The sequence below is a fragment of the Kribbella sp. NBC_00359 genome (assembly GCF_036097425.1).
In the GTDB taxonomy this organism is placed as follows: Bacteria; Actinomycetota; Actinomycetes; order Propionibacteriales; family Kribbellaceae; genus Kribbella.
In genome coordinates, this window is the sequence record NZ_CP107975.1 from 1,261,569 (window position 1) to 1,288,184 (window position 26,616).

21 protein-coding genes are annotated in these 26,616 nt (G+C 68.1%); 8 read left to right on the forward strand and 13 right to left on the reverse strand.

The window, feature by feature from the left end:
- Nucleotides 1-332: 332 nt before the first annotated feature.
- Complete coding sequence (locus OG876_RS43965) at nt 333-617, reverse strand: hypothetical protein (RefSeq protein WP_442914105.1); 285 nt, start codon at nt 615-617, stop codon at nt 333-335.
- A gap of 279 nt (nt 618-896) precedes the next feature.
- Between OG876_RS43965 and OG876_RS06070 the strand changes: the two genes are divergently transcribed.
- Nucleotides 897-2,957, forward strand: coding sequence for an HNH endonuclease signature motif containing protein (locus OG876_RS06070; RefSeq protein ID WP_328523775.1), 2,061 nt, complete (start codon nt 897-899; stop codon nt 2,955-2,957).
- 453 nt (nt 2,958-3,410) lie between these two features.
- Here OG876_RS06070 and OG876_RS06075 read toward each other — a convergent pair whose 3' ends face one another.
- Both OG876_RS06075 and OG876_RS06080 read right to left on the reverse strand, forming a co-directional pair.
- A complete protein-coding gene (locus OG876_RS06075; protein WP_442914106.1) occupies nt 3,411-3,812 on the reverse strand; it encodes an arsenate reductase ArsC in 402 nt (133 codons plus the stop codon).
- A gap of 19 nt (nt 3,813-3,831) precedes the next feature.
- Entirely contained in the window at nt 3,832-4,194 is a 363-nt protein-coding gene (locus tag OG876_RS06080) for an ArsR/SmtB family transcription factor (protein WP_328523776.1), read from the reverse strand.
- 79 nt (nt 4,195-4,273) lie between these two features.
- Here OG876_RS06080 and OG876_RS06085 point away from each other — a divergent pair, with 79 nt between their 5' ends.
- Nucleotides 4,274-5,620 (forward strand): FAD-dependent oxidoreductase, encoded by a 1,347-nt coding sequence (locus OG876_RS06085; RefSeq protein WP_328523777.1) that lies wholly within the window; start codon nt 4,274-4,276, stop codon nt 5,618-5,620.
- Nucleotides 5,621-5,817: 197 nt separating this feature from the next.
- Nucleotides 5,818-6,684 carry a peptidylprolyl isomerase gene (locus OG876_RS06090; RefSeq protein WP_328523778.1) on the forward strand — a complete coding sequence of 289 codons (867 nt, stop codon included), beginning with the start codon at nt 5,818-5,820 and terminating at the stop codon, nt 6,682-6,684.
- A 78-nt stretch (nt 6,685-6,762) separates the two neighbouring features.
- On the opposite strand, the gene OG876_RS06095 is transcribed toward OG876_RS06090, so the two are convergent.
- The 3 genes from OG876_RS06095 to OG876_RS06105 all read right to left on the reverse strand — a co-directional run bounded on the left by OG876_RS06095 (nt 6,763) and on the right by OG876_RS06105 (nt 10,622).
- Nucleotides 6,763-7,914: a glycoside hydrolase family 76 protein gene (locus tag OG876_RS06095; RefSeq protein WP_328523779.1), complete on the reverse strand. Its 1,152-nt coding sequence runs from the start codon at nt 7,912-7,914 to the stop codon at nt 6,763-6,765.
- Between the two features lie 78 nt (nt 7,915-7,992).
- Nucleotides 7,993-9,216: a SpoIID/LytB domain-containing protein gene (locus tag OG876_RS06100; RefSeq protein WP_328523780.1), complete on the reverse strand. Its 1,224-nt coding sequence runs from the start codon at nt 9,214-9,216 to the stop codon at nt 7,993-7,995.
- Nucleotides 9,213-10,622 carry a peptidoglycan recognition protein gene (locus tag OG876_RS06105; protein ID WP_328523781.1) on the reverse strand — a complete coding sequence of 470 codons (1,410 nt, stop codon included), beginning with the start codon at nt 10,620-10,622 and terminating at the stop codon, nt 9,213-9,215. Before OG876_RS06105 ends, OG876_RS06100 begins: the two co-directional genes overlap by 4 nt.
- A 158-nt stretch (nt 10,623-10,780) precedes the next feature.
- On the opposite strand from OG876_RS06105, the gene OG876_RS06110 reads away from it, so the two are divergent.
- Nucleotides 10,781-11,632 (forward strand): hypothetical protein, encoded by an 852-nt coding sequence (locus OG876_RS06110; RefSeq protein ID WP_328523782.1) that lies wholly within the window; start codon nt 10,781-10,783, stop codon nt 11,630-11,632.
- 64 nt (nt 11,633-11,696) lie between these two features.
- Here OG876_RS06110 and OG876_RS06115 read toward each other — a convergent pair whose 3' ends face one another.
- Both OG876_RS06115 and OG876_RS06120 read right to left on the reverse strand, forming a co-directional pair.
- The gene (locus OG876_RS06115) at nt 11,697-12,599 is read right to left on the reverse strand and encodes a hypothetical protein (protein WP_328523783.1); all 903 of its coding nucleotides are present in this window, start codon (nt 12,597-12,599) and stop codon (nt 11,697-11,699) included.
- A 65-nt stretch (nt 12,600-12,664) separates the two neighbouring features.
- Complete coding sequence (locus OG876_RS06120) at nt 12,665-16,771, reverse strand: S8 family serine peptidase (protein WP_328523784.1); 4,107 nt, start codon at nt 16,769-16,771, stop codon at nt 12,665-12,667.
- Nucleotides 16,772-17,093: 322 nt separating this feature from the next.
- Here OG876_RS06120 and OG876_RS06125 point away from each other — a divergent pair, with 322 nt between their 5' ends.
- Both OG876_RS06125 and hypB read left to right on the forward strand, forming a co-directional pair.
- Entirely contained in the window at nt 17,094-17,423 is a 330-nt protein-coding gene (locus tag OG876_RS06125) for a hydrogenase maturation nickel metallochaperone HypA/HybF (RefSeq protein WP_328523785.1), read from the forward strand.
- A gap of 1 nt (nt 17,424) precedes the next feature.
- Entirely contained in the window at nt 17,425-18,198 is a 774-nt protein-coding gene (gene hypB / locus OG876_RS06130; RefSeq protein WP_328523786.1) for a hydrogenase nickel incorporation protein HypB, read from the forward strand.
- Here hypB and hypE read toward each other — a convergent pair.
- From hypE to OG876_RS06155, 5 genes are all read right to left on the reverse strand, one after another.
- Nucleotides 18,195-19,286, reverse strand: coding sequence for a hydrogenase expression/formation protein HypE (hypE, locus tag OG876_RS06135; protein ID WP_328523787.1), 1,092 nt, complete (start codon nt 19,284-19,286; stop codon nt 18,195-18,197). The two genes, hypB and hypE, sit on opposite strands and share 4 nt — an antisense overlap.
- Nucleotides 19,279-20,397, reverse strand: a complete 1,119-nt coding sequence (gene hypD, locus OG876_RS06140) for a hydrogenase formation protein HypD (protein ID WP_328523788.1) — start codon at nt 20,395-20,397, stop codon at nt 19,279-19,281. The genes hypE and hypD overlap by 8 nt, the downstream gene beginning before the upstream one ends.
- On the reverse strand, nt 20,394-20,729 hold the full coding sequence (locus OG876_RS06145) for a HypC/HybG/HupF family hydrogenase formation chaperone (RefSeq protein WP_328523789.1): 336 nt from the start codon (nt 20,727-20,729) through the stop codon (nt 20,394-20,396). Before OG876_RS06145 ends, hypD begins: the two co-directional genes overlap by 4 nt.
- The gene (hypF, locus tag OG876_RS06150; protein ID WP_328523790.1) at nt 20,720-22,978 is read right to left on the reverse strand and encodes a carbamoyltransferase HypF; all 2,259 of its coding nucleotides are present in this window, start codon (nt 22,976-22,978) and stop codon (nt 20,720-20,722) included. The genes OG876_RS06145 and hypF overlap by 10 nt, the downstream gene beginning before the upstream one ends.
- A gap of 118 nt (nt 22,979-23,096) precedes the next feature.
- Nucleotides 23,097-23,561 carry a helix-turn-helix domain-containing protein gene (locus tag OG876_RS06155; protein ID WP_328523791.1) on the reverse strand — a complete coding sequence of 155 codons (465 nt, stop codon included), beginning with the start codon at nt 23,559-23,561 and terminating at the stop codon, nt 23,097-23,099.
- Nucleotides 23,562-23,738: 177 nt separating this feature from the next.
- On the opposite strand from OG876_RS06155, the gene OG876_RS06160 reads away from it, so the two are divergent.
- Together OG876_RS06160 and OG876_RS06165 are read left to right on the forward strand one after the other, a co-directional pair.
- Nucleotides 23,739-24,806, forward strand: a complete 1,068-nt coding sequence (locus tag OG876_RS06160) for a hypothetical protein (RefSeq protein WP_328523792.1) — start codon at nt 23,739-23,741, stop codon at nt 24,804-24,806.
- Nucleotides 24,807-24,810: 4 nt separating this feature from the next.
- Nucleotides 24,811-26,616 carry a nickel-dependent hydrogenase large subunit gene (locus tag OG876_RS06165; protein ID WP_328523793.1) on the forward strand — a complete coding sequence of 602 codons (1,806 nt, stop codon included), beginning with the start codon at nt 24,811-24,813 and terminating at the stop codon, nt 26,614-26,616.

Below are 26,616 nucleotides of genomic sequence, written 5' to 3' on the forward strand. Positions count from 1 at the left end.
ATCACGAACCATTGTGACGGGCGCCGAGCAATGCCGACAGGTGCGTGGGAACACACAAAGGACACCACTCCGCGGCGACTGTTCCTTTCGCCGCCTTCAGCGTGGCGCAGACCTTCATCCCGGGCCAACGCGGTGTCGCCAGAGACTGCCACAGGTGCTCACCCGGACGACGCACATCCGGTGAGCGCAGGTTGGTGCCGAACTAATTCAAGCCGTGCGCGTGGAGCACAAGTGTTAGTCGGCTGATGACAGGGTGGGTTTCGAACCCGTTGAGGATGCCTGGAGACCGAAGTCGAAGGTGTTGTCGTGCTCGGCGGCGTACTGGGTTGCAGCTACGGTGTCGAGCGCCAGATTGTGGTCGTCGGACCGGAACTTCCAGCCCCGCAAGCAGGTGACTCCCGAACGCCTGCCCCAGCCACGGATGCCGAGTGAGCCTCCCGTGCAATCCGACCGCCATTGCCGTCGCCGCTGTCCGCCAGTCCAGCGGCCTCGAGATCGGACAACTCGATCTCCGTCCAGACCGCGTCCCCCGCCAACTGCACCAACTCGTCCTTAGTCTTGACATGCCAGTAGATCGCCGTCGCCGCGGTACCCAGCCGCTGCCCGAGCGCCCGCATATTCAGCCCGTCGAGCCCATCGCTGTCGAGCAGTCGATAGCAGCCGCCAGATCTGTTCGACCGTCAACACCGCCACAAGCGACGGCACGTCCAGTAGCAGCCCGATGCAACATCGAAGCCCCCGCACAAGTAATGCTTGCTTGAGGCAACGTCTGACCGTTGTCCACAACATCTGACGCTTGTGGATAGTCGCAGCGCATCTGTGGATGACTAGAATCCCTTCAAAACAAGGGTTTCTAGGTTTGAGAACTGTCGGTGGCTGTGTCTAGAGTTGACGGCATGGAACTCCTCGGCGAGCGACCGGTGTGGTCGATGAGCGGCAGCGAAAAGCTGGCGGCTCTCGACGCCCTCGAGGCCGACCTCGCCCGCCGACAGACCTACCGCCTGCACCTCATCGCCGGCCTCGACCACGACGGCTACGCCCAAGAAATCGGCGCCCACGACACCACCCAACTCGTCGCCTTCCGCTACCGCCTCGACCGCCCCCAAGCCCGCCGCGACGTCCGCCTCGCCCAAACCCTGTCCAAGTACGCCGCCGTGTCGGCCGCCCTCCCCGCCACCAACCGCCCAACCGCCGTACGCAACGCCTCGCCAGACCCAACCGACGACACCCCAGAGCCAGCCGACGACGCGCGAGAGCCAACTGACAACGCGCGCGAACTGGCCAACGCTCCAGATGACCCGGCCGAGGCGAATGGCGCGGGTACGGCGGACAGGTTCCTGCACCCGGCTCAGGCCGAGGCGATCGTGACCGCGCTCGAGAAGGTCCCCGACACCGTCCCGGTCGAGGACCTCGACGTGGCCGAACGCGAACTCGTCGGCCTGGCCCGCCACCTGTCCCCGGCCGAACTGCGCAAGGCCGGCCAACGCGTCCGCGACGTCCTGGACACCGACGGCCCCGAACCCGACGAACACCAGGCCTACGCCCGCGAATCCCTGACCCTGACCGGAGCCGACCGAGGCGTGAAGTTCCGCGGCTACCTGGCCAACGAAAACGCCGAACTCCTCCGCTCCCTCATCCACGCCGGCGCCCGCCCCCACCGCACCCGCACCGGCGACCTCGACCCCCGCCCCCGCGACAAACGCCAAGCCGACGCCCTCACCACCGCCCTCACCCTCGCCGCCACCGCCTACGACACCGGCACAACCCCACCCGCCACGACCCCAGCACATACGGCTGGTGCCGATCTGGCGGGCATCGGTACGACCGGTGCCGATCCGGCCGGGGCTGGTACGGCGGACGTGGTCGGGGCGGCCGGGACTAGTACGGCGGCTGTGGTCGGGGTCGGTGGGTCTGGGCGGATACCGGGGTTTGGGGCGAAGGCGAACATCACTGTGACCATTGACCTGCAGGATCTGAAGTCGGCGACCGCCGACGCCATCGGCGACGTGGTGTATGGCGACGGGCTGTCGGCGGCCACGATCCGGCGGCTGGCGTGTGATGCGAAGGTCATTCCGTTGGTGTTGGGGTCGAAGTCGGAGCCGCTGGATGTCGGGCGGGCCGAGCGGCTCGTCACCGGCGCGATGCGCCGCGCGTTGAACGCCCGCGACAGGGGTTGTGTCGTGTGCGGTGCGCCGCCGGTGCAGTGCGACGCTCACCACTTGGAGTCCTGGATCGACGGCGGTGCAACCGCCGTGCACAACCTGTGTTTGCTGTGCCGCCGCCACCACGTCGACCTGCACGCCGGCGACTGGATCATCACCATCACCGACGGGGAGGTCCACGTCGCCCGCCCCACCTGGGCCGACCCACCACCACAACACACCGCCCGACCAGCCCGCCAAACTCACAGGATCCGCCAGACTCAAGCGGAGCCCGGCGCGGCATCATCACCAATGCCCAAGCCACAACGCGGCACAGCATCACCGCCGTTGTCCGACGTCGAGCGCAGCATGGTATCGCTCGGCGGCCCTGGCGTGCCGGCTCCGCTCGCGCTGGTTGCCGCGTCTAATGCGGTCAGTTCCGCGAGCCGTCGTACGGCAACCGGGGCAGAAGTTCTTCAGCGTCTGCTTGCAGCCAAGGGCGAGAGCACCGGATCCATCGCAGCCTTGCCACTTCGCGAGGCGGCCAACCTCGCCATCTGGGGCGAGCCCTCCACCCCACCTGGCACACGTTCGACCAAGGAGGCCCGCACCTCCGACCGCGATGAACCACTCAGCCCCATGGCGATCAAACCATCCGAATCACGGCATGGACTTCATGACGATCAACGGACCGAAGGCTCCCGGGCCTTGACCACCTCCGGACCTGCACAGTGGCCCGATGCTCAATCGGGGAAGACCGAGTCAATTGATGCTCGGCCGAGTGCTGACGTCTCGCGCTTGAAGTGGCCGGCCTGAAGTCGCCCGCGCTGTCAGGTCGAGGTCACTCAGATAGATGAACACCGGCGGGGCCTGCCGATTCAGTGCGTCTGTCCCGCCTGCCGTAGACGACGAAGTCTCCCAAGGCTCGATACGTTGGGGCATTTCGTCGTTGGTCTACAGGTCGCCGGTCTGGTCGGTGCAGAGGTTGTGGATCGCGGCGAAGGCAACCACCCTTGCCGTCTTGATCTGCTCCGCGGTCTGGCCAGACTCGTCATGTTGTCGACCAGGAGCTGCACCGACCCCCGCTTGTCTCGGAACGCCTGGCATGTGGCCGGCGCCGGGGATTCAGCTCACCCTGCCAGGTCTAGGGCACACGGCGATTGCTGTCGCAGGCGCTGGATACGGCGAACATGCAGATGGGCCGTGGTCAGCGCTGTTGGGTCGAGGTCGCTCTGTTGTTGGGGTTGTCCGCGGCGGCCTTGGGGGTGGCTAGTTGGAGTGGAGGGTCGTTATCAGGGACTCGATGTGGGTGCGGATCTCGTCGCGGATCTCGCGTACGGCGGGGAGGGGTTGGCCGGCTGGGTCGGGGAGTTCCCAGTCTTCGTAGCGTTTGCCTGGGTAGAAGGGGCAGGCGTCACCGCAGCCCATGGTGATGACGACATCGCTGGACTGGACGGCTTCGGTGGAGAGGCGCTGCGGGACGGCGGCGGTGATGTCGATGCCGACCTCTTGCATCGCCTGGACGGCGACCGGGTTGAGCTGGTCGCCGGGTTCGGATCCGGCGGACAGGACGGTGACCGTGTCGCCGGCCAGGTGGCGTAGCCAGCCGGCGGCCATCTGGGAGCGGCCGGCGTTGTGGATGCAGACGAACAGGACGCTGGGCTTGTTCACGAGGTAGCTCCAGCAGGTCTCAGTGCGCGGTCGCCGGTACGGCGAGAAGAGTCGAGATCCACTGGATCCGTTCGGGCACGGGCCAGTAGTAGACCCACGTGCCGCGGCGCTCACAGTCGACCAGACCGGCCTCGCGCAACACCTTGAGGTGATGGGAGATGGTCGGCCCACTGACGTCGAACTGCGGTGTCAGCTCGCACACGCAGACCTCCCCATCGGCGGACGTGATCATCGACAGCAGTCGCAGCCGGATCGGGTCGGCGAGGGCTTTGAAGACCGCGGCGCCCGCGACCGCTCCGCCCGAGTCGAGGGCCGCGTCGGAGATCGGCGTACAGCAGGTACCACCGGGGGCCGGCGTCAGCGTGATCTCCTGTTTCGACATGTTTCTATCTTGACGGCTATCTAATCAAGAGGCAAGGTAGACATCGCTGATTAGATGAACTTCAAGATAAGGAGGGATCGTGAGCGAGCCAACAGCAGCCCCGGTCGTGGTCATCGGCGCCGGTCCGGTCGGGCTGGCCGCGGCGGCGCATCTGGCTGAGCGCGGCCTGGACTTCGTCGTGCTCGAGTCAGGTCCGAGCGTGGCCGCGGCGATCGAGGAATGGCGGCACGTGAAGCTCTTCAGCCCGTGGCGCTACGACCTCGACAGCGCGGCGCGGCGCCTGCTGGAAGGTGCCGGCTGGACCGAACCCGACCTCGGCGCCCTGCCGACCGGCGGAGAGCTGATCGACGCCTACCTGGAGCCGTTGACCAAGACTCCGCAACTCAACGACCGGATCCGGTACGGCGCTCAGGTCGCAGCGGTGACGAGGATCGGCTTCGACCGGATCCGCACGGCCGGGCGCGAGGCCGCGCCGTTCCTGATCCGCCTCGCCGACGACACCGAGCTGCTCGCCTCGGCCGTGATCGATGCCGCCGGCAACTGGCGCACACCGAACGTCCTCGGCGGTTCCGGCATCCCGGCACGCGGCGAGACAACCGCCGACGGCATCGCGCACGCGCTGCCCGACGTGCTCGGCGCCGACCGGGATCGCTATGCAGGTCGTCGTACGGCGATCGTCGGCGCCGGCCACTCGGCGGCGACCACCCTGCTCGACCTCGGCGTACTCGCTCAGGACGCGCCCGGCACGGAGATCGTCTGGGTCGTCCGTGGCACCGACCAGGCCCGCACCTACGGCGGCGGTGAAGCCGATGAGCTTCCCGCACGTGGCGCGCTCGGCTCTCGGCTCAAGAAGCTCGTGCAGTCCGGCCAGGTGGAGCTCGTCGGTTCGTTCCGGATCGAGGCAATCGGCCGCACCGCCGACGGACGCGTCGAGCTGACCTCCGGCGAACGGACCGTCGTCGCCGACACCGTTGTGAACTCCACCGGATTCCGCCCCGACCACGAGATGGTGTCCGAGCTGCGCCTCGACCTCGACCCGATCCTCGGCTCCACCCGCGCGCTCGCCCCGCTGATCGACCCGAACAAGCACTCCTGCGGCACAGTCCCACCCCACGGCGTCGACGAACTCGCTCACCCCGAGCCCGGGTACTACGCCATCGGTGCGAAGTCCTACGGCCGGGCACCGACGTTCCTGCTCGCCACCGGGTACGAACAGGCCCGATCCGTGGTCGCCGCACTGGCCGGAGACTGGACCGGCGCCCGCGACGTCCAGCTCGACCTGCCGGAGACGGGCGTCTGTTCGTCCAATCTCGCGTACGGCGACAACACCGACGAGACAGGCGGTTGCTGCGGCCCGACACCCGTCGCACCGCCGACCGGCCGCCAACTCCTGACCATCACTGAAAACACCCGCGCGTCCTGCTGAGCCCCCACAACCTCTTGAACAAGGTGCAGGACGGCTGCGGAGTTCGGCATGCCTGGGGTGTCGCTCACCAACGCCGGCCCGGACGGGTACAGCTTCAACCAGTCGGTGGTGCGACCGTTCGGTAGCACGGATTGACAGACAGTTCTCAGGTTGAGGCTGTAGGTTCCCTGCAGGCATCTCGGTGAGGAGGGTACTGCATGTCCAAGAAGACCCATCAGCATCAGCTGGCGCAGCGCAAGGCCAAGCGGCAGGCCGAGCGGGAAGCTGAGCGGCGACGGCAGCGGCGAAACCTGGGGATCACCATCACGGCGATCGCCGCGGTGGTGGTGGTCGTGGTCGGGGTCTTCGTGGTGATCGGGACCGGCGGCGGCAGCGATACCCCGGCGGCCGCGCCGACTGAGCTGCCCTCGTCGGCCGGGCCGGACAACAAGGCGACGAACATCCCGACCGCGCTCGCGGCGCCGCTGAAGCGGCCGACGCCGTTGCCGGCGCAGGTGAGCTGCACGTACAAGAAGAGCGCCGAGCCGGCCAGCAAGCCGGTGAACCCGCCGGCCAACGGCAAGACCAAGGCGTCGGGAACGTCGAAGGTCAGCCTGAACACCTCGATCGGCGACCTGCAGCTCACGCTGGACAGCGCGCTGGCGCCGTGCACGGTGAAGAACTTCCTCAGCCTGGTCGGGCAGAAGTTCTTCGACAACACCAAGTGCCACCGGCTCACGGTCGGCGAAGGCCTCCAGGTCCTGCAGTGTGGCGACCCGACCGGCACCGGTGGTGGCGGCCCGGGGTACAGCTTCGCGGACGAGGTCTTCCCGACGCTGAAGTACGGCCGCGGTGTGCTCGCGATGGCGAACTCCGGGGCGAACACGAATGGCAGTCAGTTCTTCATCGTGTACGGCGATGCGTCCGGACTAGGCCCGCAGTACACAGCCTTCGGCACCGTCGACGAGGCCGGCCTCAAGCTGATCGACAAGGTCGCGAAGACGGGCGTCACCCCGCAGAACGGTCCCACGGACGGGACGCCCATCACGCCTGTGGAGATCAAGACGGCAACTGCGGCTGCCTGACAAACAACAACAACAACAACAACAACCGCGCCGCCCATCCCCTGCCGGGGACGGGCGGCGCGGTGCGTTCCGGATGGGTCAGGCCAGGAGGTTGTACTTGGAGCGGGGCCAGGATAGGAGGGCGTGGACTTGGGTGATGCCGGCTTGCTGGAGGAGTTCGACGGAGCCGTCCTTGAAGTGGTACAGGTTCGTGGCCGGGTCGCGGGTGGTGTTCCAGTTGTAGTCGGCGTACGCCTGCATGGCCTTCCGGTAGCGCGGGTCCGGCGCCACCGAGTCGAGGATCAGCAGGTTCTTGAACCAGATCGAGTTGAAGGCCGCACCCTGCTTGGCCAGCATCTCCTGCGTGCTGTAGAACGCCAGCGACGCCTTCGCGACGGACTTGGCGTCAGCCAGGTACTGCCGGTTGCCGGTCGCCTTGAACAGCAGGACGCCCGCACCGAGCATCACGCCCTGGTTGTAGCTCCACTGCGTCTTCTCGACATTCCCGGCCAGGTCGATGTGGTCCCAGTACAAACCGTTCGGCGCCAGCATGCAGTCCTGCGCCCACTTGTACATCGTCTGAGCCCAGGTCAGGTACGACCGGTCCCGCGTCAGCAGGTACAGATGCGCACCGAGCTCAGCACCCGGCCCGTTCGACACCGTGTTGCGGTCCTGGCTCCACGGCGCCTGGGTCCAGAACACGCCACCGGCACAGGGGTGCGACGGATCCGTGTCCCACCCGTGCACAACGAGCGTGAAGATGTCTTTGGCCCGAGCCAGCGCAGCGCGGTCACCAGTCCGCTTGTATCGCTGGATCAGGTTCAGTCCGATCCACTCGTTGTCGTCGTAGAACTTGTCCCCGCCTTGACCCAGCGGCGGGCGGACATACGAGTCGTAGCCCGTCGGCGTCGTACCGGCGTTCCAGTACGGCTCGTACGCCGCGATCCGCCGGTCGGCCTCCTCGGACGCCTTCCGCCCGGCGCCCGGCACACCCGCCAGGTCCTCCGCGGCGATCGCCGCCTGCGAGTACGGCCAGACATACGAGTACGGGTTGGTCTGCGTGTTCGGGTACTCCTCGAGCAACAGTCCGTTGCCCGCGTCGAAGTACTTGTTGATCGCGTCGTACGACGCCTGCGCACGAGCCGCCGGATTCGTCCCGGCGTCGGCCGCGGTCATGGTCAGTGACCCGAGGACGGCGACCGCGAGCACCCCGGCCGCGACCCGAGTTGATATACCAATTTTCCTGCGCATCGACTGTGATCCTCCTGGGCGGTGGTGATTGACATCGATGTCACGTTCTAACCGGCCCAGCGATGCGCCGTCAATGGCTCAGCGACCGGTGTCCGCGACGGGATCAGTTGGCATACCAAGAGGACTGACCGGGAACGCGATCCAGGCCGACCGCAGATGCAGCCGGATCCGCACCTGATCGGCGGTCAGCACCCGCCGCCCCTTCGACCCGACCGCCTCCACCGTGAGGGCCCGGCCGCCCGGCGGGCCGACGCCGGTTCGCTTCAGCACCCGCAGGCTCCGGATCGACCCCACGTCGAAGACCGCCTGCACCTCCGCCGCCGTCCGGGTCACCGTCCAGGTCACGTTGGGATTCCCGTTGTTCGGATACGCGTCCCAGCCGTCCGCCTTCAGCACCTGGTACGGCACGTCGCCGACCGCCGTCGCCCCTCCGTTCGAGGAGGAGAACTCGGCGATGATCGGCTTCCCCTTGTACAACCTGATCTGCCCCGCGGTCGCCGCGACGGCCGTATTCGTCGACGCCTTCTCCGAGTCGTACCCGCCGTACACCTGGCACGACGTGGTGTCGCACAGGTCGTACGCCTTCCGCGCGGCCCGGCTCCGGTGGAAGGCCGAATAGGTGCGTGCGGCAACGGCCTGCGCCTGCAATGCGGCCGGACGCCAGCTGGACAAGGCTTCTCGCGGTACGACGCCACGTAGGTAGTAGTCGAGCGACACGACATTCACCGTGTCGAGGTGTGCACCGGAGACGTCGATGGCCCGGAGCGCGCCGCGATACCGGCGTACCGCTCCACTCGGCAGGATCAACCCGGTCACGGCCGCACCCTCGAACTGCGTCATGCCGGTGAACGTCTTCCACAGCGTCCATTTCCGGGTCTTCGCGTCGAACGAGCTGACCTTGGTGCCGTGATCGCCGTACGGATCGATCGACCACTGGTTCCGGGTCGATGCCTTGGGCAACGTGTAGACCTTGCCGGCGGTCAGGTCACGGACGCGCAGGTGGTTGACCGTGCCGACCCGGACGCCGTCAGTGGTGTCCGCGCTGATCCGGACCCGGATGCTGCCGGTCGCCTTGCCGGTCGTCGTGCCGGGGTAGTAGAAGTCGAGGATCTGCCGGACCGACTTCCCGGCGATGGCCGCGCCCTGGGCGCCGTACTGCGACATCCCGCGGCCGTGCCCGAATCCGCGGCCGCTGATGGTCGTGCCGGCGGTAGCCGCCTTCGGCTCGACCGGACTCGCCTGCGCGCTCGCGCTGATCAGGGCGGAGGACAGGACGACGGCGGCGATCGCACGCTTCTTCATGACGCTCTCCCGTACTGGACGTAGATCTTGCCCTGGGGTTGGTTGTAGATGAGCCAGCCGCGCTGGAACTTCTGCTTCAGGCCGCCCTTGACCGCGTACAGATCAGTGACCGGCAGTCCGAGCCGCGCGCTGCCGGCGCCGAGCCGCCGATAGCGTGTCCGGAACACACCGGCCGTGGAATGCGTGCCGCTGGCAACGGAAAAGAAGACGTCGCGGGTGGCGAAGTACGTCGCCCAGCCGGTCCTCGTCCGGTGCTCACCCCAGAACGGCTGCCCCAGATACGTGAAGCCGATCCCCCGCGCGTACCGGTAGATCGGGGTCGAGACGCTGCCGCCGATCAACGTGTTGATTCGTTGCTTCAACCAACCGAGTTTGCTGTAGAGCTGCTGACCCGGGCACGCGGTCGCCTTGGTGTCGCGGTGCCCCGAGACCGTGTGCAGCCGGCTGCCGTCGAGCACGATCGTCGCATGCGGCGACCGATAGTTCGCGTCCAGCTTCCAGGCGATCACGCGGGCCGTCATCTCCAGCATCGCCGCCGGTGGCGCGGTGTTCTCGAAGTTGCCGATCACCGCGACACCGAAGGAGTTCGAGTTGAACGCAGCAGTGTGCGCACCGAGCACCGGCAACTGTGCACCGCCGTACCGGCCCTCGAAGGCGCGGCCGAAACGGTCGACCAGGAAGTTGTAGCCGAGGTCGCACCAGCCGCGGCTCTTCACGTGGTACGTGTACATCGCCCGCACCATCGCCGGGACCTGAGTCCGCGTGTAGTCGTTCCGATCGGCGGTGTGGTGCACGAACGCCGCCTGCACGGTGGTCGTGTACTTCGGTCGCGCGCAGGCCGCGCCGTTGTGACTGCGCAGCCGCTCGTCGGCACCCCACCGCTTCCGGCTCACCATGGCCGGCATCGGGTACGGCGCTCTGCTCGCCTCGGGCTGGATCACACCGGACGCCCGGGGCTCGTCGGCGTCGGTGTCGAGGACGCCGGGCTGGATCAGGATCACCTTGGCGTCGCTGACCGTCGTACCGCTGCTGGTCACGGCACTCGCCTGCACACCGGTCGCGTTGCCGACCCACAGCGGGTCGGTGCCGGCGCGCTCGATTCCTTCAGGAGCCGATGGATCGGGGCCGTGGTCGTCCTCGACCTGGAGTGCCTGCCAGTCGGTCCAGGAGCCGTCGCGCTGGACGCGGACCTTCGCCGACACCGGCTGCGTGCCCTGCGGCCAAGTGCTCTGTGACCAGGTGATGGCCACCATCGAGAACGGCTTCGTTTCGGCCTGGATCGAGGGCCCGTCGAGCGCGAGTTCCTGGTACGACGGCTGCGCCGGGGGCGACTGTGGTTGCGGAGTGGGAAGGACCAGGCTGAGGCCCGTCGCCGCGAGGGTGAGGAGTCGGGAGGTCTTGCCCATGGAACAGCCTTCCGGCGGGGATACGACGGTTCGCTGGGCGGCGCTCATCGATTATGCGCGCTGGGTGATCGCTTTCCCGGCATTGCGTCACCCTGCGTGGCGAGGATGCCTTGCGGAGGTGGATAAGCTCTCCCTAAAGCCATTGAGAGAGGCCCGACATGGACTTCATCCTGATCATCGCCATCGTGGTGATCGCGGTGCTGGCGTATCGCTCGTACCGTCGGACCCAGCTGCAGTCCCGCAAGCAGCACGAGATCACCGCCGGTGAACTCGAGTCGGTGAAGCGCACCGCCGACGAGGACATCACCCGGTTCGGCGAGGAACTGCAGGACCTCGACCTGGAAATGGTCGGCAAGGACCTCGGTGACGGAGCGCGGCAGGACTACCAGCGCGCGCTGGACTCCTACGAGTCCGCCAAGCAGGCGGTCGGTCAGGTCACCCACGCCGATCAGATCAAACACGTGATCGAGATCCTCGAGGACGGCCGGTACGCCGCGACCTGTGTGCGCGCCCGCGTGGCCGGTGAGCCGCTCCCGCAGCGTCGCCCGTCGTGCTTCTTCAACCCGCAGCACGGTCCGTCCGTCGAGGACGTGATGTGGTCGCCGCCCGGTGGCGCACCGCGTGAGGTGCCGGCCTGTGCGGCAGACGCCGAGCGGGTGAAGGCCGGCGCCGAGCCGGACGTCCGCAAGGTGATGGTCGGCCCGCAGCGGGTGCCCTACTGGGAGGCCGGCCCGGCCTACTCGCCGTACGCGCAGGGCATGTTCGGCGGCATCGGCGGGATCGCCACCGGTCTGTTCCTCGGTACGGCGCTCGGCGGGATGTTCGCCGGCGGCGGCTACGGCGACTACGCGGCCGGCTACGACGCCGGCATGGCGGACGGCAGTGACGGTGGCGGTGACGGTGGTGGCGACGGCGGCGACTTCAACATGGGCGACTCCGGCGGCGACTCCGGCGGCTGGGACTTCGGCGGCGGCGACATGGGCGGCGGCGACTTCGGCGGAGACTTCTGAGCCCTGACGTCCAGAGCCCCGGCAATCAGATGATGGATGCCGGGGCTCTGTCATTCCGCCGAGCTCAGTCGCCGTTGAGGGGTGGGTTTCCTTCGGCGGTGTTGAGGTAGTAGACGGGGTCTTTGTAGGTGCCGGGGACTTTGCCGAGGCCCTTGATGACGGTGGCGGTTCCGTTGGCGTGACTGACGGCGTACAGGTACGCCGCGCCGGTGTCCTTGTCGATCGCGGTCAGCAGGGTGCTCTGGTTGCCGCAGCGTTCGGCGACGAGCGACTCGAAGGTCTGCCAGGTCGAGGTGCGGACCTGCTTCACGATCGGCTTCATCGGCGAGGTGCGCGGAATGCGGATGGTGTAGAGCGCACCGCCGCGGGTGTTCGCCAGGAAGGTGTCGTAGGCCTTGGTCTCACTGATCAGCGCCATCGTCTTGACCGCGGCGAACCCGCCGGCGACCTGGCTGTGCCAGACCCCCTTGCTGTCCAGCACCCAGCGATAGAGGTCGCCGCTCCCGCCCTTCAGGCCGTACCGCGCGCCGGCCCCCGGATAGCCCGGGCCGGGCTGCCAGAACGAGTCTTCGACCATGGTGAAGTACGTCCAGCCGGAACCGATCTTCTTGAGACCGGTCGGCGGGACCCCGGACGTGTCGGAGTAGTACGCCGAGTACAACGTGTCGTTCAGTACGACGCGGCCGGTCGTCGTACTCCCCGCGGGGACGTCGAGCGACTCGGTCCAGGTCGAGCTCGCCTTCGCGATCCCCGGGGTGAACAGATGCGGGCCGGTGCCCTGCTTGGCCGTCGGCGGCGCCGAGGCGGTGATGTTCGAGTAGCCGATGTCGCCACCACTCGTGACGGATCCCACGGTCAGCTGGCATGCCGCGGTGGTCGCCGCGGTCGCGGTGCCGGCCGGCACCGTCGCGAGGCCGGCCAGCAGTACGGCGGAAGCCGCAGCAGCGGAGGCTCGTTTCACACTCATTCGGGAAGTTCCTCTCGTAGGGACTCTCGACGAGCTTGATACGGCCCCCGCCGCGGAAGTTGCGGCTATCTGGTGATCTTGATGGGGACGGACAGGGCGGACGGAGCCGTGGTCGGGCCGAGGAGCAGCTCGCCGTTGTAGCTCTGGCCGGGTGTCATCGCCTTGTTGTAGTCGACGTGCAGCGTGACCGTGGTGCCGGCCGGGACCGGACCGGTGGGCACACCGCTCACGGTCAGGTCGTTGCCCTGGATCGCGTTGACGTTCAGCGTGAACGACGGCGTACCGGAGACCGAGAAGCCGTGCACCCAGATCTGGTAGTTGCCGTCCGGCGGGTTGACCAGATCGACCGCTTCGTTCGCCGTACCACCGGCGGACGAGGCAACGATCTCGGACGGCGAGAACACGCCGTCGTTGTTGGCGTCCCGGAGCACGTACAGGTCCAGGTCGTTGCTGTCCAGTGCCGTGCTCACGCTCAACCGGGACGCGTGCGCGAGCGTGATGTTCTTCTTCACACTCGCCGTGGACGGGTCGTTCGGGTCGTCCTGGTGGGCGACCTCGGTCGTCGTACTCGGCTGGCTGAGACCGTAGGCGGACGCCTTCAGCCCGTCCAGCGCCACGCTGGAGTCGAACTTCACGTCGAACCCACCGGTGTCCCCGGTCGCGGTCTGCACGACCGACGACGGCGAGACGGACGCACTGCCCAGTTGCACCTTGAACGGGGTGTTGAACTTGTCACCCTGCCAGCTGACCTGGTGCAACGCGAGCGCCTGCAGGCCTTCCTGCGCCGGCGCGGTCACCACGTCGGCCGGACCACCGGTCGCCGTGTCGAACCGCCAGACACCGGTCCGGACGTTGGTGTTCGGACTCTTCCCGACCGTGTCGATCGTGTACGGCGCGCCGTACACGGAGTCCGGCTCGAGCTGGAAGTGGTTCACCGAGCGCCCCATGATCAACGTGTCCAGGTCGGTGTACGGACCGGAGTCCTCCCAACTGGTGTTGGCCAGGAACTTGGTGCCTTCCGCGGGTGTCTTCGGTACGTCGAGGTAGAAGAACCGCCAGTCACCGGACTCGGCCCGCCAGGTCCAGTCGTTCGCACCGAACACCGAGCCGTTGTTGTAGGTCAGGTTACGTTGCGACTGAGCGACGTCGTCACCGCCGAAGGTGATCGCCCCGGTGATCTTGCCGGTCGCGTCCTGCGCCGCCTTCGCCGCGACCGCCACGGACACCGGCACCACCATCGAGTCCGAGCCCCGGTTCAGCACGACGGCGCCGGAGTACATCCCGTACGGCGTGCTGGTCGGCACCTTGATCGACGCGGTGAACGAGCCCTTCGCGGTCTTCGGTGTGCTGACCCACTTCCAGTCGCTGTTCTTGTACCAGTCGATCGAGACCTTGAAGTCGGTGACCGGGATGGCCGTGTTCTTCGCCGAGTGCTGCAGACCGAGGAACAGGCCGTCGGCCATCCGCTTCGCCGGGTCGGCGACGTACGACTGCAGCGCGTTCGAGCCGGCCCGGTGGTACATGAACCGCTCGTACTCGCCCTGCTCCATGTCCGACTTGGCGAAGTCCAGGTCGAGGAAGCCGTCGATGTTCGAGCTGGTCGTCTTGTCGGTGTGGTTGACGACGCCGTTGTGGTTCTTGTCGGTCCACAGCTTGCCGTCGTGGTTGACGTCGGTCCAGTTGTAGGTGAGCAGCCGCCAGGCCTGGTCCTCGGTCAGGTTGTTGTCACCGTCGAACTCGGACCGTGGGTACTCGAGCTTGACCACCATCAGATCGGCGTCCCGATGCTGTTTGACCTGTTTGGTCAGGTCGATCAGGTAGTCCGGCGCGTTGAAGTTCGACGTGCTCTCCTGGCTCAGATCCTTGCTGCTGAAGGAGAGGGTGTCGGTGTCGGTCCGGACGAGTTGCCGGTCGCTGACCTGCCACGTGCCGGGGCCCTTGAGGTCGAACTTCTGGGTGTCGATGCCACCGGGCGAGATGATGTTCGCGAACACCGGGTACTCGGTGCCGCGGTAGTCACCGACCCGCCATTCCGTCGGCGACACGGTCGCACGGCTGCCGAGAGCACCCGCCACCGCCTTGCCGGCGTCGATCGAACCCGAGCCCTGGACGTTGGCATCGTACCCGAGGTCCTTCGAGGTCGACTTCAGGATGTCCTGCGCGGTCGAGTAGAAGCCCACCGGCACGGAGCCGCCGTGCGCCTTCTCGTAGGCCTGGTAGACCAGGGCCGTCGCGCCCACGGCGACCGGGGTCGACCGGCTGGTGCCACCCCAGGTGACCCAGGCGTTCCGTCCGTCCAGGATGGTGTTCAAGGTGGCGTCACCCGGTGCATAGGCGCCGTCGGCAACGACATCGACGCCGTTGGTGGCGTTCGCGCCGAAGCCCCGGTTGGACCACACCATCACGTCGTTGTCGGTGATCTGGCTGGTCCGCACGATCGAGTCCCAGCCGGTTCCGCCGAACTGGGTGGACGCGCCGACCTCGATCGCGGTCGACGGCGCCGCGGCCGTCGCCGTACCGAAGCCCGGAGCGCCGTTGCCGGTGGAGAACAGTGCGGTGGTCTTGTGGCCGTCGTGGATCACGTCGGCTTCCTGGCTCGCGGCGTCCCAACCGTCGTTGTCGGTGGTCGACTCGCCGTAGGAGTTGGACGTGACGTCGACCCCGCCCCGGGTGGACAGGAAGTACCCGAACTGGGTGGAGAAGTCGAAGCCCATGTAGATGTCGCCGAACGGCGCCAGCTTGGCGTGCGGAGCACCACCGAGCACGGCACCGGCGTACTTGCCACCCGGGATGTCCTTGAAGGTCGGTGCCTTCCCGTTGATCACCGCCTGGCCGACGATGTTCGACGCGGTCAGTGTGCCGTGGCCCTCGATCCCCGGGTCGAAGTCACCGGTCCACGCGACCAGCGCGCCGGGTCCGTACGACGTGTCCTCGACGCCGAACGCGTCCAGGCCACCCGGGATCGGGGTCTTGCCGTCGGAGATGTAGTACAGCAGGCCACCGGACAGGTCGGTGTAGCCGTCGCCGTTCATGTCCCGGTACGACGCCGGCGACGACTTGGTCACCGGCTTCTCGTCGGCGAACGAGTAGTCGTCGTCCAGGTCGACGTACGCGGTGTCGTAGACGCCGGCGGTGTGCGGGTCGGTGAGCAGGAATCCGGGCCGCTCGCCGTACAGCTCGAGCATGTAGTCGTCCGGGTGGCTTCCGAGCATGACCTTGCCGGACTTGCTCCACTTCGCCGGGAACGTGTAGGTGTGCTGCTTGGTCCCGGCCGGCAGGTTGAAGTTGCGCGACGGACCGGTCTTCGTGGCGAAGTCCACCGAGCAGGTCGCGCCGGACTTGGCGCAGGTCGCGGCGGTGGTCTTGGTGTACCAGGACAGGCCCTGGTCGACCTGGCTGGGGTCGGCCAGCCACTGCAGTGTGCCGAACGGGTCGAACGCCTTCGGCCAGCCGTTCCAGCCGGCCTTCGCGCCGGTCTGGCCGGTCCAGGTCTGCCAGGTGTTCAGCAGGTCCGGGTGGCCCCAGTCGGTGCCGCCGTCGAGGACGCCGACGGTCACGCCCTGACCGGTGAAGCCCGCGTTCCAGGCGCCGGTGAAGTTGTGCGTCTTGGCGTCCAGCAGGTTCTGCTTGCGCAGCTTCTCGAAGTTGGAGCCGCGCAGTGGCGGGGCTTCGGTGTAGGGGACGTCGTCCGCCTTGACCTTCGTGAGCGCGGCCTTCTTCTCGGCCGCGGTCGGGGCCTTGTGCAACTCGGGGTCAGGATCGTTCAACGGCTGGCCGGTCTTGGCCAGCTCGATCGGCTGGATCGCGACGACCCCGGGTACGGCGGCCAGCTTGGGCAGCGCCTGGACCGGGATCGATCCGAGCACCAGGGCGGCGTCACCGGACTTCGCCACCCGGGCGTTGTCGAGTACCGCGCGGGCCCGGGTGGTGTCGCCCTGGACGGTCGCGAACACGGCCACCGGGGCGGTATCGCCCTTCTTGACCTTCGCTTCCAGCTTGGGGTCCAGCTTCGACAGGACGGCGTCGGTCGCGGACTGCACCTGCATCGTGCCCGGCCCTTGGCCCGGCGGCGGATCCTTCTTGGCGGCGGCCTGCACCGGCGCCGACAAGGACGCGAGGAACAGGCTGGTCAGGGCAACGAGCGCAGCAGAGTGCTTCAGGCGTCGTCTCATGCTTCCCCTCCGGACACGGGCGGTCCCCCCTCGACCGCAGGCTGAACATCCGGAGCGTATGACTGTCCCCCACCTGTGCGGTAGCGACTGTGCCGACCGATTTCCGGACCCTCCCGCTGGTTGCTTCAAGCAACGGTAACTATTCGTCACCGATGTAAATCCGGCCGTAGCCGGCGGCTGCCGTTTTCCGCCGGAACGACGCTCAACCGGGCCTCACCGGACCCGGTCACACCCCGTGTCCACCCACCCGCTGCGGACGTGCAGGTTTTCCCGTGTCTTCGGGCCTTGCCGGGCCCGGACGGCCGCACCTACCGTCGAGAGCGTGCACGAGCTCGCCATCACGGAGAGCATTGTCGATGCGATCGTCGAGAAGATCGGCGACGGACCGGTCGCCGCCGTCCGGCTGGAGATCGGCCGGCTGTCCGGGGTGGTGACGGACTCGATCCGGTTCTGCTTCGGGATCGTGGCCGACGGCACCGGGCTGGCGGGCGCCCGGCTGGACATCGACGAGCCGCCGGGCCGGGCGTACTGTCGGGACTGCCGGCGGGAGTTCGCGCTCGACGATCCGATCATGCTGTGCGACTGCGGCAGCGCCGATCTCGAGATCCTGGCCGGCCGCGAGCTGCGGATCGTCTCGGTGGAGGTGCAGTGACATGTGCAGCACCTGCGGCTGTTCCGACGAGGCCGCCACCCGGGTATCCCTGGTCGACGGTCCGGAGCCGGTCCACACGCACGACCATCCACACGACCACGAACACGAGCACCCGCACGAGCACGAGCACGGGACCAGGACAGTGCTGCTCGAGCAGGACATCCTGGCGAAGAACGATCTGCTCGCCGCGGCCAACCGGCACCGGCTGGCCGAGCACGCGGTCACCGCGATCAACCTGATGAGCTCACCGGGCTCCGGAAAGACGACCCTGCTGGAGCGCACCGTCCGCGACCTCGCCGGTCGCCGCGAGACCCTCGTCATCGAGGGCGACCAGGAGACCTGGCTGGACGCCGAGCGGATCCGCGCGACCGGCAGCAGGGTGGTGCAGATCAACACCGGCGCCGGCTGTCACCTGGACGCGGAGATGCTCGACCGCGGCCTGCTCGAGCTCGCCCCGCCCGACGGTTCGCTGGTCTTCGTCGAGAACGTCGGCAACCTGGTCTGCCCGGCCCTGTTCGACCTCGGCGAGTCGGCCCGGGTGGTGATCATCTCGGTCACCGAGGGCGCGGACAAACCGGCGAAGTACCCGTACATGTTCCGCACCGCCGACCTCGTCCTGCTGAACAAGATCGACCTGCTCCCGTACGTCGACTTCGACGTCGACCTGTGTCTGGACCTGATCCGGCGGCTGCAGCCGGACGTCGAGCTGCTCCCCATCTCCGCGACCCGCGGCGACGGCCTCGACGCCTGGCACAGCTGGCTGGCAGCCCGCTAACAGATCCTCGGCAGCTGTTCCCCGATCGGTGTGTCGACCACCCGAGTCGCACCGAAAGCCGTCTTCGTCACGACCATTCCCGGATGCGCCTCCACGCACTCGCCGATCACCGCTGCGTCCGCACCCAGCGGGTCCGCCCGCATCGCCGCGAGTACGGCGTCCGCGTCGTCCCGGGCCACGATCGCGAGCAGCTTGCCCTCGTTCGCGACGTACAGCGGATCCAGCCCGAGGAACGCGCAGGCGTTGGCGACCGTCTCCGGCACCGGCAGCGCGCTCTCGATCAGCTCGATGCCGACCCCGGCCGCCTTGGCGATCTCGTTCAGCGAGGTCGCCACGCCACCCCGGGTCGGATCGCGCAGGACGTGCAGATCGGTGCAGGCAGCGAGCATCGCCGCCACCAGCCCGTTCAGCGGGGCGCAGTCGCTGACCACCTCGGTGCCGAACGAGATCCCCTCGCGCACGCTCATGATCGCGATCCCGTGGACGCCGATCTGGCCGCTCACGATGACGACGTCACCGGGGGCCGCCCGCTGCGGGCGGATGTCCACGCCGGCCGGGACCAGCCCGACGCCGGCGGTGTTGATGTACACGCCATCGCCATGACCCGCGTCGACGACCTTCGTGTCGCCGGTCGCGATCGTGACGCCCGCCCGGCGCGCGGCGGCCCCGAGGTCCGTCGCGATCCGGCCGACCACCGTCAGCTCGACGCCTTCCTCGAGGATGAAGCCGCAGGACAGGTACGCCGCCTGCGCGCCACTCATCGCGAGATCGTTGACCGTGCCGTTGACGGCGAGGTCACCGATGCTGCCGCCCGGGAAGAACAACGGCTGCACGACGAACGAGTCGGTCGAGAATGCCAACCTGGCCTCGCCGAGCGTGAACACGGCAGAGTCCGTCAGTCCCCCCAGTACCGGATTCGCGAACGCGGGCAGGAAGAGATGCTCGACCAACTCGCCCGACATCTGTCCGCCGCCCCCGTGGCCCATCACGACCGCAGGGTGATCGCGTAACGGCAGCGGACAGGTCCATCCGTCGAAGTCCGGCGGATGGGGCATCGCGGGATCCGGCAACATCACCTGTTCAGCCACCGGTCGTCACCACCTCGGCAGGCATCTCGAGCCGGCGGTAGAGGTAGTACGCCGCACACGCGCCCTCACTCGACACCATCGTCGCGCCGAGCGGATTGCGTGGTGTGCACAGCGTCCCGAACGCCGAACACTCGTGCGGCTTGATCAGCCCTTGCAAGACCTCACCACTGCGACACACCGTCGACTCCTGCGTGGCGATGTCGCGCACCTGGAAGCGGTACTCGGCGTCGTACTCGCGGTACCGCTCGGACAACCGCCAGCCGCTCTGCGGGATCATCCCGATCCCCCGCCAGGCCCGGTCGGTGGTCTCGAACACGTCGGCCAGCATCGCCTTCGCGGCCGGGTTGCCCTCGTCGCGGACGGCGCGCCGGTACGCGTTCTCGACCACGTGCTCGCCCTTCTCGAGCTGGCTGACCGTGCGCAGGATGCCGGCCAGGATGTCCAGCGGCTCGAACCCGGTGACCACGATCGGTACGCCGTACCGGTCCGCGAGCTCGGGGTATTCCGCCGTACCCATCACGCTGCAGACGTGGCCGGCGGCGAGGAAGCCCTGAACCCGGCAGCTCGGCGACTGCATGATCGCCTCGATCGCCGGCGGCACCCGGACGTGCGAGACGAGCAGGCTGAAGTTCGGGATGCCGAGCTTCTTGGCCTGGTAGACGGTCATCGCGTTCGGCGGCGCGGTGGTCTCGAAGCCGATGCCGAAGAAGACCACCTGCTTGTCCGGGTTCTGCTGGGCCAGCCGGAGCGCGTCGAGCGGCGAGTACACCACCCGGACGTCGCCGCCCTGGCTCTTGATCCGGAACAGGTCGCGGCCGCTACCGGGCACCCGCAGCATGTCGCCGAAGGAGCAGAAGATCACGCCCGGCTGGGAGGCGATCTCGAGCGCCTTGTCGATGATCTCCAGCGGGGTGACGCAGACCGGACAGCCCGGGCCGTGGATCATCTCGACGCCGTCCGGCAGCAACTGGTCGATGCCGTGCCGGACGATCGTGTGCGTCTGGCCGCCGCAGACCTCCATCATCGCCCACGGTTTCGTCGCCGTGGCGTGGATCTGGTCGACCAGCTTCCTGGCCAGGACCGGATCGCTGAACTCGTCGAGGTACTTCATCCCGGCACCTCCCCCAGCTCGTCGGCGCGCTGCCACTCGGTTCCGGGCGGGCGGCGCTCGCCGGCCTGCCGCGCCGCCAGTCCCCACTGGTCGCCGAACTCCTCCTCCAGCGCGCCGAGCTTGCGGTACAGCTCGAGCGACTGCATCGCGGATTCCTCGTCCAGGCGCTGCAACGCGAAGCCGACGTGGACGATGGTGTACTCACCCACCTCCAGATCGGGCAGATACTCCAGGCAGACGTCCTTCAGCACACCGCCGAAGTCCACCCGGCCCATCCGGGTACCGTCCTCCTCCCGGATCTCCACGACCTTCCCCGGTACGGCTAGACACATGATGTCCCCTCCCTGCGGGCGCGGGCCGCGACCGCCAGCTGTCCCAGCGCGAGTCCGGCGTCCGTCGGGGGCACCCGGCGGTGGCGCAGGACGGTGAAACCGGCCGCGGTCAGTGCGGCGGTAGTTGCCGATAGCAACACTCGGTTGACGAACACACCGCCGGACAGGGCGACGGTGGACAGATCCCGGGCGGCGCGGGCCCGCTCGGCCAGCGTCACCATCAGTTCGGCCAAGGCCCGGTGGAAGCGGGCGCCCACGACGCCCGGCGCCACCCCGGCCAGCACATCTCGGACGACGCCGGCCAGCACCGGCGCCGGATCGATCTCCTCCCCCGCGATCGCGAACTCGTACGCACCGAGCCCCCGACCGGCCGAGGTCAGTCCCTCCAGTTCGATCGCGGCCTGCGCCTCGTACCCGGCCCGGTGACACACCCCGGCCAGCGACGAGACCGCGTCGAACAACCTGCCCATGCTGGACGTCGGCGCACACGCGATGTCCTTGGTCAGCTGGGCGTCGAGCAACTCCAGCTCCGGCCCGCCGCAGGCGCGCACCGACGGCAGACGGGGATCCCAGGGCAGCGCGGCGGCGCGCAGATGCGACAACGCCATCCGGCACGGATTGCGGACCCCCGCGTCGCCGCCCGGTAGCGGCACGTACTTGAGGTGTGCGTCCCGGACGAATCCGTCATAGTCGGCCAGCAGTACTTCGCCACCCCAGACCGCACCGTCGTCCCCGAACCCGGTCCCGTCGAAGGCGAACCCGATGACCTTGCCAAAATGGCGATGCTCAGCCATCACCGACGCGAGGTGCGCGTGATGGTGCTGGACCCCGATCACCTCTCGACCGGCCGCGTTCAGCTGTGCCCACTGCCGGGACCGGTACGACGGATGCTTGTCGGTCACGAGCACCTCAGGCCGGACGCCGGTCAGTTGCTCGAGATGCTGCTCAGCCCGTTCGAAGGCCTCCAGCGTGGCCAGGTTGTCCATGTCTCCGACGTGCGCCGAGAGCCAGGCGTACTGCCCGTCGCCGAGGCAGAACGTGTTCTTCAGATCCCCACCGACCGCCAGCGCGGGCCGGACCGGGACCGGGAGGTCGATCGGGAACGGCGCATACCCGCGCGACCGCCGAACCGGCAGCTCGGTCCCGTCCACGATCCGTACGACGGAGTCGTCGCACGGCACGTGGATCGGGCGGTCGTGACCGAGCCAGGCGTCGGCCAGGCCGGCCAGCCGGGTCTCGGCTTCCTCGTCGTCCGTGACGATCGGCTCACCGGACAGGTTGCCGCTCGTCATCACCAGCACACACGGGCCGGGCTGGTCGAACAGCAGCTGGTGCAACGGGGTGTACGGCAGCATCACTCCGAGATCGGGGTTGCCGGGGGCAACGGCTTCGGCGACCGCCGCACCCGGCCGGCGCCGCAGCAGCACGATCGGGTGCCGGATGCCGGTGAGCAGTTCCTCCTCCGCGGCGTCGACCAACGCGATCCGCCGGGCCGCGTCGAGATCGGCGGCCATCACGGCGAACGGCTTGTCTCCGCGGTCCTTACGCTTCCGCAGCGTGGTCACCACCGCCTGGTCGCCGGCGTCGCAGACCAGGTGGTAACCGCCGAGCCCCTTGACCGCCAGGATCGCGCCGTCGATCAGCAGCGCGTGTGCGGCCGCCAGCGCATCCTCGTCGTACGCCGTCTCGAGGCCGGGCTGGACCAACTGCAACTGGGGCCCACAGGCGGGGCAGGCGATCGGCTGGGCGTGGAACCTGCGGTCGGCCGGATCGGCGTACTCGCGGGCACAGTCCGGGCAGAGCGGGAAGTCGGCCATCGTGGTGGCCGGCCGGTCGTAGGGCAGACCGGTGATGATCGTGAAGCGCGGACCGCAGTTCGTGCAGCTGATGAACGGATGCCGGTAGCGCCGGTCGGACGGGTCGGCGAACTCGGCCAGGCAGTCCGCGCAGGTGGCGACATCAGGCGAGACCAGCGTCCGGCCGGGGCCGGCAGTGGAGTCGAGGATGACGAAGTCGGTCCCCCCGGCGGGCGGCAGCGGCTCCGGCGTCACGGTCGAGACCACGGCGAGCGGCGGGGCGTCGGTGCGCACGCGCCGGCCGAACGCGGCTACCGCGCCCGCGGGTCCCTCGACCTCCGCGATCACTCCGCCCGCGGTGTTGGCGACCTGGCCGGACAGCCCGAGCTCACGGGCCAGCGAATAGACGAACGGTCGGAAGCCGACGCCCTGGACGACGCCGGTGACCAGCACGCGGCTGCGAACACGCTCTGAATCGTTCGTTAGACCCACCCCGGCGGGCGAATAAATGACGAATTCCACGATCAGCGGATAATTCGCACACTAAACCCGGACCCGGACGCACGCCAGATCACGGACCGAAGATCTCGTGCACCCTGCGGAGGTCCCGCAACCGCGGTTCGGTGTCGCCGCGCAGCCACCGGCTGATGGTCCGCACCGACACCCCGATCCGCTGCGCGGCCGCCTGCTGGGACAGTCCCTGACCGCGCAGGACGCCGTTCAGCCAGTCGGCGAACGGCTCCGAGGCGGGCTGCACCCGGCGGACGCCGGCCCCGTGCAGCACCTCGACCTCCACGCCGTCGGGGAAAATCCGCACGGTCACGTCGAAGACGCCGTCCTTCGGCCCGGCGGCGGCCAGCAGCGCGGTGGTGATCGCGTCGTACAGGGCCCGGTTCTCCTCGGGTTCGAGGGTGACCGGGTCGAGGGCCTCGCGGACGAACTGCTCGGCGTCCGGGATCGAACCCGGGCGCGCCGGGAACGCGTGCGACACGACGACCACCGGCGAGACGAACACCTCACGGCCGGGATCGTCCATTGATCAAGAATACGGGCCGGAACGGTGCCTGAAAGCCGCTCAGAAATGTCCTGGAATCGGGGAATCCCGGATTTCCGGACACCGCCATAAATACCTGACACAAGTGTCTGTCGGACCGATCGTGACCGACGTACGGTCGAAAAGGGCCGGGCTGTCCCCGGCCGAGGAGGGCGGGTCGTGTCCACCACACTGGAACCGGATCAGGCGCAGGAGACCGACGAGGGTGTGGTGCACATCCTCTGGATGAACGGCGGACTGAGCTGCGACGGAGACTCGGTCGCACTGACCGCGGCCACCCAGCCCAGCATCGAGGAGATCGTCCTGGGCGCCCTGCCCGGGCTGCCGAAGATCGCGGTGCACTGGCCGCTGATCGACTTCGAGTGCGGCCCGGAGACCGGCGCCGACAACTTCATCGCCTGGTGGCACAAGGCCGACCGCGGTGAGCTGGAGCCGTTCGTCCTGGTGGTCGAGGGCTCGATCCCGAACGAGGCCATCCACACCGACGGCTACTGGGCCGGCTTCGGCAACAACCCGGCCACCGGGCAGCCGATGAAGACGTCCGAGTGGCTGGACCGCCTCGCCCCGAAAGCCACCGCGGTGGTCGCCGTCGGCACCTGTGCGACGTACGGCGGGATCCACGCGATGGCCGGTAACCCGACCGGCGCAATGGGCGTGCCCGACTACCTGGGCTGGAGCTGGAAGTCCAAGGCCGGCCTGCCGATCGTCTGTGTGCCAGGTTGCCCGATCCACCCCGACAACCTGTCCGAGACGCTCGTCTATCTCCTGTACCAGGTGGCCGGGCAGGCCCCGATGATCCCGCTCGACGCCGAACTGCGACCGCAATGGCTGTTCGGCCGGACCGTGCACGAGGGCTGCGACCGGGCCGGGTACTACGAGCAGGGCGACTTCGCCAAGGAGTACGGCTCGCCCAAGTGCCTGGTGAAGCTGGGCTGCTGGGGCCCGGTGGTCAACTGCAACGTGCCCAAGCGCGGCTGGATCAACGGCGTCGGCGGCTGCCCGAACGTCGGCGGCATCTGCATCGCCTGCACGATGCCCGGCTTCCCGGACAAGTTCATGCCGTTCATGGACGAGCCGCCCGGCAGCAAGGTCTCCACCGCCGCGAGCATGGTCTACGGCACGGTGATCCGCCGGTTGCGCAAGTTCACCCAGAACACCAGCAACAAGGAACCCAAGTGGCGGCGCAAGGGGTCCGACCTCGCCACCGGCTACGAGAAGGTCTGGTGACGCCATGACCACCACCGACCCGAAGGTCAAGCCCGCCGCGAGTGACTCGAGGAGCTCCGACGTCGTCGAGATGGCGTGGGACCCGATCACCCGGATCGTCGGCAGCCTGGGCATCTACGCCAACGTCGACTTCAAGCAGAAGACCGTCCAGGAGTGCCACAGCACGTCGTCGATCTTCCGCGGCTACAGCATCTTCATGAAGGGCAAGGACCCGCGCGACGCCCACTTCATCACCAGCCGGATCTGCGGGATCTGCGGCGACAACCACGCCACCTGTTCGGTCTACGCGCAGAACATGGCGTACGGCGTCGCGCCGCCACACCTCGGCGAGTGGATCATCAACCTCGGCGAGGCCGCGGAGTACATGTTCGACCACAACATCTTCCAGGAGAACCTGGTCGGGGTGGACTACTGCGAGCGGATGGTCAAGGAGACCAACCCGGGCGTGCTGGAACTGGCGAACCGGACCGAGGCGCCGCACGCCGGCGACCACGGCTACCGGACCATCGGCGACATCATGCGCTCGCTGAACCCGCTGGAGGGCGACTTCTACCGCGAGGCGCTGCACGTCAGCCGCTACACGCGCGAGATGTTCTGCCTGATGGAGGGCCGGCACGTCCATCCGTCGACGCTCTACCCCGGCGGGGTCGGCACGGTCGCCACGATCCAGCTCTTCACCGACTACCTGACCCGGCTGATGCGCTACATCGAGTTCATGAAGAAGGTCGTGCCGCTGCACGACGACCTGTTCGACTTCTTCTACGAGGCGCTGCCGGGCTACGAGCACGTCGGCGAGCGCCGGATCCTGCTCGGCTGCTGGGGCAGCCTGAACGACCCGGCGATCTGCGACTTCAAGTACCAGAACATGGAGGCGTGGGGCCGGCGGATGTTCGTCACCCCAGGCGTGGTGGTGGACGGCAAGCTGGTCACCAACAGCCTGGTCGACATCAACCTCGGCCTGCGGATCCTGCTCGGCAGCTCGTACTACGACGACTGGGCCGACGGCAGCCACGAGAAGTTCGTCGACATCGACCCGCTCGGCAACCCGATCGACGTCCGGCACCCGTGGAACCAGCACACGCTGCCGAAGCCGCAGAAGCGCGACTTCTCCAACGCCTACAGCTGGACGATGTCGCCGCGCTGGTTCGACGGCAAGGACCACCTCGCGCTCGACACCGGCGGCGGCCCGATCGCCCGCCTGTGGTCGACGGCGCTGTCCGAACTGGTGAACACCGACTACATCCAGGCCACCGGGCACAGCGTCAAGATCCAGCTGCCGCGGACGGCGCTGAAGCCGGCCACGGAGTACGAGTGGAAGATCCCGCAGTGGAGCAACGCGATCGAGCGGAACCGGGCCCGGACCTACTTCCAGGCCTACGCGGCCGCGCTCGCGCTGCACTTCTGCGAGAAGGCGATGGCCGAGGTCCGGTCGGGCCAGACCGAGACCTGGACGCCGTTCAAGGTTCCGGACGAGGCGATCTCCTGCGGCTTCACCGAGGCGGTCCGCGGGGTGCTCTCGCACCACATGGTGATCCGCGACGGCAAGATCGCGAACTACCACCCGTACCCGCCGACGCCGTGGAACGGCAGCGTCCGGGATTCCTACGGCACGCCCGGCCCGTACGAGGACGCGGTCCAGAACACGCCGATCTTCGAGGAGAACCCGCCGGACCGGTTCAAGGGCATCGACATCATGCGGGCGGTCCGCAGCTTCGACCCCTGCCTGCCGTGCGGTGTGCACATGTTCGTCGGCAACGGACGGGAGAAGACCCACCTGCATTCCCCCTCGATCGCGGTCAAGCCTTACTGA